We start from the raw sequence: 9200 nt of genomic DNA on the forward strand, positions 1-9200 counted from the left end.
ATTTACGGCTTATTTCGTGCTCTCCCCGGCGAGACCGGGCTTGTTTGTCACCGTCTTCGCAGGACGTTTCGCGCGTCTTGCGAGGAGACACCAACCACTGGGGCGTCAGGACCACACGACTTTACCGTCCGCGTCACACGCACTCGTCAGTTGCGCGCTCCGCGTCCACCGCATCCCACACCACGTTCGTGACGATCGCGAGCCGCCCCTCGTGTCGGGTGAGACGGACGGATTCATACACTGATTTTCCATTCTGCAAAACCGAAATATTTTTGCGCCGGGGGCTTGCCCCGTCGGGCAAATCAGTGATTGGCAAGTTAGGGACGCGTCGAGGGAAGGGTTCCCTCCCCCCTTGCGGGGGAGGGTTAGGGAGAGGGGTGCCACACGACGCGAGCTCTCCGTATGCGTTGCGACGACAAGTGTTCGAAAGTTGTGAGAGCGGCGCTCTCCTTAATCAGCTCGCCCGGGGCTACCCCTCTCCCCACCCTCTCCCGCAAGGGGAGAGGGAGCCTGAGCTGTGTGCTCACCTCACGTCGGATAGAGCCGTGGGGCGGGTTAGCGTCAGGTCGTAACTACTCCCTGATCGGCACCCAGATCTCGAGCCCGCCATTGCCGGTCGAAGAGTCAAACTTCTCGTCGTAGCGCTCGAAGTTCGGCGCGTCCGCGACCGTCATGCCGGATTGCGGCAGCCAGCGATTCCAGATCGTGTTGACGGTGCGGCGGATGGTCGAGATGTGATCGGAATGGGTGAACACGGCGTATCGCTGCTCGGGAATGCGGACGCGGGCGAACTCGCGCGGCAGGTCGGAGAAGTCGGCGACCTCGACACCTGCGATATAGTCGAAATTGCCGGCGTCGTCGCCGTTGCAGCAGACGCCATAGGCGACGTTGCCGACCTGGCGGGGAATGCCGGCGCATTGCAGGTGGAAACCCTGCCACTGGTTCGGAATACCGGCCGTGCTGCCGTTGGCGTGATTGTAACGTTCGCCGATGCCGGCGACGAGGAAGGCCTTGCCGGCGAGAATGCGCGGCGGCGCGAGATGGTCGAGCGCGGTCGAGATCATGGTGATCGGCTCCTGGAGCTTGAGCGTCGTCAGGCACGTCGTGGCGCGAACCGTCTCGGGCGTGACGCCGAAATGGTCGCGGAACGCGCGGGTGAACGCTTCGTGGGAGCCATAGTCCGCGTCCAGCGCCAGCGTCAGGATATCGGGCGCGCCGGCCGCGAGCTCACGCGCCGCCTCGCTCAGGCGGCGGGCCCGCACATAGCGCATCACCGAGAACCCGGTCGCCTCCGCGAACGCCCGCACCAGATGGAAGCGCGAGACGCCGGCAACACCGGCGATCTCGTCGAGCGTCAGCGGCGCGCCGAGATGGCTCTCGATGTACCAAAGCGCCTTCTGGGCTGGATTCATGGACAACGGCTTTCCCTTGAAGCACGGCGATCATGCGCGTTTGCCTGGCGCGGCGCTTGACAGTCCTTGCTCCCCTCGCGCGCCGCCGTCTGTTCCATCGGGCGGAAATTATCGCAAAGGCGTCGCTGGCAACAGAGTCCCAATCGTGCATACTTGCGGATGCATCGATCCGACGGCTCGCCCAAGCGAACAGATAATCAAGACTGAGCCGCGGCCATCACGTCAGGGAGGACAATGATGCACCACCGACTCTTGAGCCATGTCCAGTCCGCGGCACTTGCGGGACTTCTCGCTGTTGCCGTCGCAGGCGCGGCCAATGCACAGAAGAAATACGATCCGGGCGCGACCGACACCGAAATCAAGATCGGCAACATCATGCCCTATTCGGGGCCGGCCTCCGCCTACGCGACGATCGGCAAGACGGAAGCGGCCTATTTCAACAAGCTCAACTCCGAAGGCGGCATCAACGGCCGCAAGATCAATTTCGTGTCCTATGACGACGCCTACAGCCCGCCGAAGATGGTGGAGCAGGCGCGCAAGCTCGTCGAGAGCGACGAGGTGCTGTTGATCTTCAATCCGCTGGGCACGCCGGGCAACACCGCGATCCAGAAGTACATGAACGCCAAGAAGGTGCCGCAGATCTTCGTCTCCACGGGTGCTGCAAAGTGGAACGACCCGAAGAATTTTCCGTGGACCATGGGCTGGCAGCCGAGCTACCAGGTGGAAGCGCGCATCTACGGCAAGTACATCCTGCGAAACTATCCCGGCAAGACGATCGGCGTGCTCTACCAGAACGACGATTTCGGCAAGGATTACCTGATCGGCCTGCGCGACGGGCTCGGCGACCAGGCGGGCAAGCTGATCGTCATCGAGTCCTCGTACGAGACATCGTCGCCGACGGTGGATTCGCAGGTGGTGCAGATCAAGGGCGCCAATCCCGACATCTTCATCAACATCTCAACCCCGAAATTCGCGGCGCAGGCGATCAAGAAGCTCGCCGAGCTCGACTGGCATCCCGTCCACTTCCTGACCAACGTCTCGGTCTCGATCGGCGGCGTGATGAAGCCGGCCGGCTATGAGGCGAGCCAGGGCATCCTGTCCACCCAGTATCTCAAGGACCCGAAGGATCCCGAGTGGAAGAGCGACCCGGCCATGAATGAATGGCGCGCCTTCATGACCAAATGGTATCCCGAAGGCGACCAGGACGATGCCTCGACCGTGTTCGCCTATGGCGTTGCCAAGGGGCTGGAGCAGGTGCTGCGCCAGTGCGGCGAGAACCTGACCCGCGAGAACGTGATGAAGCAGGCGGCCAGCCTGAACTTCGAGATCGGCATTTATCTGCCGGGAACGAAGATCAAGACCTCACCGGACGATTTCGCGCCGATCGAGCAGTTGCAGATGATGCGCTTCAAGGGCGAGAGCTGGGACCGGTTCGGCCCGGTCCTGAGCGGCGAGAAGAGCTCGTAAGGCCGCCTAAACGCCCGCCGTCATTGCGGGGAGCGCAAGCGACGAAGCAATCCATCGCTCCTCATACTCGGAGACAATGGATTGCTTCGCTTCGCTCGCAATGACGAAACAGTGCCGCTTGCGGAAGGAAAGACAACAACAATGAAAATCACCGATGTCCGCGCACACCACATCCGCATCCCCTATGACGCGGGTCCCGCGAGCTTCCGTCAGGGCGCGTCCGCGATCTCGGCGCTCGACATGGTTGTGGTCGAGGTCGCAACCGACGCCGGCCTGACCGGCTGGGGCGATGCGTTCGCCTATGTCTGCCCGAAGACAACGGCCATGGCGGTCGCCGAGATGATCGCGCCGCAGGCGCGCGGCCTCGAGGTGCCCGACGCCGCCGGCATTCCTGCGGTCATGGAGCAGATCCAGCGCAATCTGCATCTGTTCGGCCGCTACGGCATCACGATGTTTGCGATCTCGGCGCTCGACATCGCGCTGTGGGACCTCGCCGGCAAGGCGAAAGGCGTGCCGCTGTATCAGTTGATCGGCGGCGCCAGGCGCACGCGCATTCCGGCCTATGCAAGCCTGATGCGGATCGGCACGCCCGGACATATCGCATCCGAGTGCAAGAAAGCGATCAAGCTCGGCTATTCCGCGATCAAGCTGCACGAGACCACGATCCCGGCCGTTGCAGCGGCGCGCGAGGCGATCGGACCCGGCGTGCCGCTGATGGTTGACATGAATTGCCCGCTGGACGGACCGGCGGCTACTCAATTCGCGCGTGACTGCAAGCAGGCGGCGCCGGTGTTCCTCGAGGAGCCGGTGTGGCCGCCGGAAGATTTTGCGACGCTTGCGGAGGTGCGTAAGGAGGGTCGGCTCGATATCGCGGCGGGCGAGAACGCCTGCACGGTGCACCAATTCCGCCAGATGATGGCGGCCGGCGCGGTCAGCCACGCACAGCCGTCGGTGATCAAGGTCGGCGGCGTGACCGAATTCCTGAAGGTCGCGGTTCTCGCCGACGAGTTCGGCGTCCAGGTGATCCCGCACTCGCCCTATTTCGGGCCCGGCTTCCTCGCGACCCTGCACCTGATGGCGGTGCGTGACGAGGGGCTGATCGAGACGTTCTTCATGACGCGCCCCGCCTGTCTGTGGGGCGGCCGGATCGACGCCGATGCCAACGGTCACATCGCCGTGCCGCAGGGCCCGGGGCTCGGCTATGAGCCGGATCGGGATGTGATGGAGAGGTATCGGGTGGCGTGAGGGCGGGCCGCACGTTTCCCACGTCATTGCGAGGAGCGATAGCGACGAAGCAATCCATATCTCCGCTGCGGCGCCATGGATTGCTTCGCTTCGCTCGCAATGACGGATCCTACTTCCCGCCCTCCTTCGCCGCGGGCGCCGCATCCTTCGCCGGCGGCGCGTCGGCTTTCTTCTTGATATCCTCCGCCGCCTTCACCTGCGCGGCCTGCAAATCGGCGACGAGCTTCTGCAATCCCCCAACCGTGCTCTTCAATCCATCGATCTGGCGATTGGCGGCGTCGAGCTTCTGCTGATGGTCTGACGTGAGTTTCTGTATCGTCTTCTGCAGGAAATCGACATTGCTCTGCAGGCAGCTGGTGCGCCGCTCCATGGTTTTTTCAACGGTGCAGATCTCGATGCCGGGAACGTCCTGCGCGACCGCGCGTCCTGATCCGACCGATGCAAGCGCTGCGAGTAGAAAAAAAACAAAAGCAAAACGATCGATCATCGTATTCCCCAATCACGTCAGCCGTTCACAGCTTTGTGCGCATAACGCGCGAAGCACGGCAGCCATACCACACTGAAACCGCATTCACGCGGTGTGCTCTGCATCATTGCGGGGAACTTCTCGTGGGATGGGGGGCCTTCGGAACTTGATTGGTTCGAACCCTTGGGATGGAGACATATCAGATGGCAACGCGCGAAAAACGGCTGGCGCAATTCGATGGCAACGGCGAACCTTCACCCGACCAGCGCGTGGAAGTGCTTTGCGAGGATCATAGCGGGACGTATCAGCTGCCGTTCGCATGCCGCTTTGTCGATGGGCGGTGGCGCAATGATGCAACCGGCGGCGCGGTCGAAGCCAATGTCATTGGCTGGCGCATGCCGCGTGCAAAGGCCGAGAAACAGGCAGGCTTAGCGTAAGCGCGCCGCGCTCTGTTTCAAAACGCGACGCTGCAATTGTTACTCTTAAGATTTGGAACACGGATGGAACGAACCGCGTCCGAATCACTGATCGGGCGCCGTACTCGGTTGTTCACGGCTAGATGTGGACACGAAGCCGAGACGTCGCACCACATACAGGACCCCGACAGTCGGCCGCAGCCAGCGGCCGACGACAAAGGTTAATTCCTCAGGGGATGACGTGACGATCTCCTCTGCGATCATGTCCACGGCGTGATCGGCGGCACCTTGTCGGTCGCCGGATCCACATCGACAGTCTTGAAATCCGCAGGGCTCACGATCTCGAGGTACTCCATGTCCTTCGAGTAATCGAACAGATAGTGCGTGATGCCCGGCCGCTGATGCACGACGTCGCCGGCCTGAACGAGGGTCTCCTTGTCCTCGTACATGAAGCGCGCCCAGCCCTTGGTCATGATGACGATCTGAAAATCGCACAGATGCTTGTGCCAGCCGGTGCCCTGCTCCGGCGGCAGATCCGGGTTGGCCTTGACGAGGTGGCATATCACCTGGCCGCCGGTGGCATCGGCGATGCCGAGATCGCGATACAGGAAGAAGTCGCGCAGACCTCCGCCCGTGAACTCGGTGTCACCAGGTTTGACGTGGGAGAATTTGCTGACGACGGCGTGCTGGTTCATGTGAAGCCTCCACGGTTCTCGTTTCGCGAGATCGCGGCGCGGCTCAGCGTCCAAATTTTCGGCAGCGTCGCATCGTCGCGGTCACAGCTTGGGAACAACCATGCGAAATCCTTGCCAGCCGCGCTGCGCTGCGGCGATCCACCCCGACCCCACAGCGTGCGCGCGCGAAGCCCCTGCCGGACAGCGCGAATTTGCACTCCACGATTGGCCGGCGCGACCGGCGGTATCCTGTGCTGCGTGCATGCCGGTCGGCGGCGGCATCGCCCTTGAGCAAGACCTGCCCGGAGCTTGAGCCTCCGGGAGCTTGAGCCTTGGCCGCACGCAAGGCGCGCGGCGCGTTGCCTAATATTCGACCTCGAGTTCCTCGACGTCGGCAGGCTCCGCCTTCGCCGCCTCGATCCATTCCTGCATCTCGGGCATCGTCATGATCGTATCGGCGTAAGCCGCAAGAGCGGGTTCGAGCTTCACATCATAGGTGACGAAGCGGGTGACCACGGGCGCGTACATCGCATCCACCACGGTGCGGCGCGCGCCGAACAGGAACGGCCCGCCCGACTTCGCCAGGCAATCGCGCCAGATGGTGCAGACCCGATCGATATCGGCCTGCGCGCGCGACCAGATCTTGAAGCCGGGAAAGTGCCCCTTGAGATTGACCGGCAGCGAGGCGCGCAGCGTCGTGAAGCCGGAATGGATTTCGCCGCAAATCGAGCGACAATGCGCCCGCTGGATCCGATCGTCCGGCAGCAGGCCGGCCTGCGGCATGATCTCGTTGAGATATTCGGCGATCGCCAACGTATCCCACACCGTTGCGCCGTCATGGCGCAGGCAGGGCACCAGGATCGAGGACGACAGCAGCAACAGTTCCGCGCGGGCCGAGGCATCGTCCGGCGCGGTGATCACCTCCTCGAATTCGAGCCCTGAGAATTTCGCCAGCAGCCAGCCGCGCAGCGACCAGGACGAATAGTTCTTGCTGCTGATGGTCAGTGTCGTCGTCGCCATGCCCATTCCTCTCACGCCTGAACGCCTTCCCGCCTCCGGGAACCCTGCCGGGGTGCGAGCCGCCCTGCCCAATGGCTGGGCGCCAGTCATTTTTGCAGCAAGCGACGTGCCAATTTCCCGGGCGGCCTGCCCCCGCTTTGGCGTCGATATTGCATGGCGGCACGCGGCAAGGGCGGATGCGTATGATGTCAATGATGTACCAGGCCTATCAGAACCACATGGACTTTACGGCGCCATGGCGGACAGGCGCGGCAACGGCGCTCGGATATCTCAACCTGGTGCCGCAGGGCAGGTCGGACCGGCTGTTCGGGCGGCTCGCGGCCGCGCTCGAGCTGATCTCCCGCGCCACCCTGACCTACACGCGGCCTCCTTACGGCATCGGCAGCGTGACAGTCGGCAACCGGGACCTGGAGGTGACCGAGGAGGTCGCTTATGCGACGCCGTTCGGCTCGCTCCTGCATTTCAAGAAGGTCGACGGTCCCGAGCAGCCGCGGCTGTTGCTGGTGGCACCGATGTCCGGCCATTTCGCCACGCTGTTGCGCGGCACCGTGAAGACGCTGTTGCAGGACCACGACGTCTACATCACCGACTGGCACAATCCGCGCGACATCCCGCGCGATCATGGCCGCTTCGGGCTCGAAGACTACACCGACCATCTGATCAACTTCCTCGACCAGCTCGGCCCGCGCGCGCACATGGTCGCGATCTGCCAGCCCTCGGTCTCGGCGCTGGCGGCTGCCGCCATCATGTCGGAGGACAACCACCCCGCACGTCCGGCCTCGCTGACGCTGATGGCAGGTCCGATCGACACGCGGATCCAGCCGACCAAGGTCAACGAGTTCGCCAAGAGCAAGCCGATCAAGTGGTTCGAGGACAATCTGATCAACTACGTGCCGTTGCAGTGCAAGGGCGCCTTGCGCAAGGTCTATCCCGGCTTCGTCCAGCTCACGGCATTCGTGTCGATGAACCTCGAGCGGCACATCAAGCAGCACATCGACCTCGCCCAGCACATCGCCAAGGGCGAGACCGAGAAGGCCGACGTGATCAAGACCTTCTACGATGAATATTTCGCCGTGATGGACCTGCCGGCGGAATTCTACATCGAGACCGTGCGCGACGTGTTCCAGGAGCATCTGTTGCCGCAGGGCAGGCTGATGCACCGCGGCCGCCCGGTGAATGCCGCAGCGATCAAGCGCATGGGCCTGATGACGGTGGAAGGCGAGAAGGATGACATCTGCTCGATCGGGCAGACGCTCGCGGCGCAAGACCTCTGCGCCGGCGTGCGCACCTATCGCAAGGTGCACCACATGCAGGCCGGCGTCGGCCACTACGGCGTGTTCTCGGGAAAGCGCTGGAACAACGAGATCTATCCGCTGCTGCGGGATTTCGTGCATGTGAATTCGTGAGCGCTTGCGACGGTCTCTCCCCGTCATTGCGAGGAGCGAAGCGACGAAGCAATCCATCCCTCCGCGCGCGTGGAAAAATGGATTGCTTCGCTTCGCTCGCAATGACGGCATAGCGGCCCTAGCCGTGGTTCCTTCAGCGAGCTAACATCCCGCCACGACGACCCCTGCCCAAGAATCGTCTCCGGGAGAAACTCCATGCGCCCCTCCACCACCGCCCGCGCCCTCGCGCTCGCCTTCATCGGCGGCCTTGCACTGTCGGCCACCGCATCCGCCGCTGAAGTCCGCGTCATGATCTCGGGCGGGCTGACGGCGGCCTACAACGCGCTGGTGCCGGAGTTCGAGCGCAAGACGGGACACAAGGTCGTCACCGCCTACGGCCCCTCGATGGGCACGACGGTGAACGCGATCCCGGTGCGGCTCGAGCGCGGCGAGCCGGTGGATGTATTGATCATGGTCGGCACCGCGCTCGGCGACCTCATCAAGCAGGGCAAGGTCAAGGCCGACAGCCGCGTCGACCTCGTGAAGTCGCCGATCGGGATCGCGGTCAAATCAGGCGCAGCGAAGCCGGACGTCAGCTCAGCCGAGACCGTCAAGCAGGCGCTGCTCGCGGCGAAGACGATCGCCTATTCCGACAGCGCCAGCGGCGTCTATGTCTCGACCGAGATGTTTGCCAAGCTCGGCATTGCCGATGCGATGAAGGACAAGGCGCGGAAGATTCCGGCGACCCCGGTCGGCGAGATCGTCGCCAAGGGCGAGGCCGAGATCGGCTTCCAGCAGATCTCCGAGCTCAAGCCGGTCGCCGGCATCGACATCGTCGGTCCCTTGCCCGAGGCGCTGCAGAAGATCACGGTGTTCTCCGCCGGCATCGCCACGGTTGCGAAGGAGCCCGATGCCGGCAAGGCACTGATCAGCTTCCTCGCCTCGCCCGATGCCCGCGACACGCTGGTCAAGAGCGGGCTGGACCCAATCCCGGCCGGTGCGACGCATTGAACGAGACGGTCCATCCGAAGGCTGGCCTTACCTCTCCCGCTTGCGGGCAGGGGAATCGCATGTGGGCGTCTGCAAGTAGTTGCCAAATCGGAAGAAAGGGATTC

General features: G+C 63.3%; 9 protein-coding genes. 5 read left to right on the forward strand and 4 right to left on the reverse strand.

What is annotated here, in order from left to right:
- Positions 1-572: 572 nt before the first annotated feature.
- Positions 573-1412: an AraC family transcriptional regulator gene (locus ACFFWD_RS18675; RefSeq protein ID WP_376967691.1), complete on the reverse strand. Its 840-nt coding sequence runs from the start codon at positions 1410-1412 to the stop codon at positions 573-575.
- Between the two features lie 234 nt (positions 1413-1646).
- Here ACFFWD_RS18675 and ACFFWD_RS18680 point away from each other — a divergent pair, with 234 nt between their 5' ends.
- Together ACFFWD_RS18680 and ACFFWD_RS18685 are read left to right on the forward strand one after the other, a co-directional pair.
- Positions 1647-2879, forward strand: coding sequence for an ABC transporter substrate-binding protein (locus ACFFWD_RS18680; protein ID WP_376967693.1), 1233 nt, complete (start codon positions 1647-1649; stop codon positions 2877-2879).
- Positions 2880-3020: 141 nt separating this feature from the next.
- Positions 3021-4124 carry a mandelate racemase/muconate lactonizing enzyme family protein gene (locus tag ACFFWD_RS18685; protein WP_376967695.1) on the forward strand — a complete coding sequence of 368 codons (1104 nt, stop codon included), beginning with the start codon at positions 3021-3023 and terminating at the stop codon, positions 4122-4124.
- A gap of 109 nt (positions 4125-4233) precedes the next feature.
- Here ACFFWD_RS18685 and ACFFWD_RS18690 read toward each other — a convergent pair whose 3' ends face one another.
- Entirely contained in the window at positions 4234-4611 is a 378-nt protein-coding gene (locus ACFFWD_RS18690) for a hypothetical protein (protein ID WP_376967697.1), read from the reverse strand.
- A 182-nt stretch (positions 4612-4793) separates the two neighbouring features.
- On the opposite strand from ACFFWD_RS18690, the gene ACFFWD_RS18695 reads away from it, so the two are divergent.
- The gene (locus ACFFWD_RS18695) at positions 4794-5027 is read left to right on the forward strand and encodes a hypothetical protein (RefSeq protein ID WP_376967699.1); all 234 of its coding nucleotides are present in this window, start codon (positions 4794-4796) and stop codon (positions 5025-5027) included.
- 239 nt (positions 5028-5266) lie between these two features.
- On the opposite strand, the gene ACFFWD_RS18700 is transcribed toward ACFFWD_RS18695, so the two are convergent.
- Together ACFFWD_RS18700 and ACFFWD_RS18705 are read right to left on the reverse strand one after the other, a co-directional pair.
- A complete protein-coding gene (locus tag ACFFWD_RS18700) occupies positions 5267-5701 on the reverse strand; it encodes a cupin domain-containing protein (RefSeq protein ID WP_376967701.1) in 435 nt (144 codons plus the stop codon).
- A gap of 342 nt (positions 5702-6043) precedes the next feature.
- The gene (locus ACFFWD_RS18705; protein ID WP_376967703.1) at positions 6044-6700 is read right to left on the reverse strand and encodes a glutathione S-transferase; all 657 of its coding nucleotides are present in this window, start codon (positions 6698-6700) and stop codon (positions 6044-6046) included.
- 182 nt (positions 6701-6882) lie between these two features.
- Here ACFFWD_RS18705 and ACFFWD_RS18710 point away from each other — a divergent pair, with 182 nt between their 5' ends.
- A complete protein-coding gene (locus tag ACFFWD_RS18710; RefSeq protein ID WP_376967711.1) occupies positions 6883-8106 on the forward strand; it encodes a polyhydroxyalkanoate depolymerase in 1224 nt (407 codons plus the stop codon).
- A gap of 195 nt (positions 8107-8301) precedes the next feature.
- Positions 8302-9096: a substrate-binding domain-containing protein gene (locus ACFFWD_RS18715; protein ID WP_376967705.1), complete on the forward strand. Its 795-nt coding sequence runs from the start codon at positions 8302-8304 to the stop codon at positions 9094-9096.
- Positions 9097-9200 lie beyond the last annotated feature (104 nt).

Origin of the sequence: Bradyrhizobium erythrophlei (assembly GCF_042430365.1) — a bacterium.
GTDB lineage: Bacteria > Pseudomonadota > Alphaproteobacteria > Rhizobiales > Xanthobacteraceae > Bradyrhizobium > Bradyrhizobium erythrophlei.

Bases quoted from the DNA above. Each gene is read 5' to 3' on its own strand.
- ACFFWD_RS18675 (WP_376967691.1), bottom strand. From the start codon at position 1,412: ATGAATCCAGCCCAGAAGGCGCTTTGGTACATCGAGAGCCATCTCGGC.
- ACFFWD_RS18685 (WP_376967695.1), top strand. From the start codon at position 3,021: ATGAAAATCACCGATGTCCGCGCACACCACATCCGCATCCCCTATGAC.
- ACFFWD_RS18680 (WP_376967693.1), top strand. From the start codon at position 1,647: ATGATGCACCACCGACTCTTGAGCCATGTCCAGTCCGCGGCACTTGCG.
- ACFFWD_RS18695 (WP_376967699.1), top strand. From the start codon at position 4,794: ATGGCAACGCGCGAAAAACGGCTGGCGCAATTCGATGGCAACGGCGAA.
- ACFFWD_RS18705 (WP_376967703.1), bottom strand. From the start codon at position 6,700: ATGGCGACGACGACACTGACCATCAGCAGCAAGAACTATTCGTCCTGG.
- ACFFWD_RS18710 (WP_376967711.1), top strand. From the start codon at position 6,883: ATGATGTCAATGATGTACCAGGCCTATCAGAACCACATGGACTTTACG.
- ACFFWD_RS18690 (WP_376967697.1), bottom strand. From the start codon at position 4,611: ATGATCGATCGTTTTGCTTTTGTTTTTTTTCTACTCGCAGCGCTTGCA.
- ACFFWD_RS18715 (WP_376967705.1), top strand. From the start codon at position 8,302: ATGCGCCCCTCCACCACCGCCCGCGCCCTCGCGCTCGCCTTCATCGGC.
- ACFFWD_RS18700 (WP_376967701.1), bottom strand. From the start codon at position 5,701: ATGAACCAGCACGCCGTCGTCAGCAAATTCTCCCACGTCAAACCTGGT.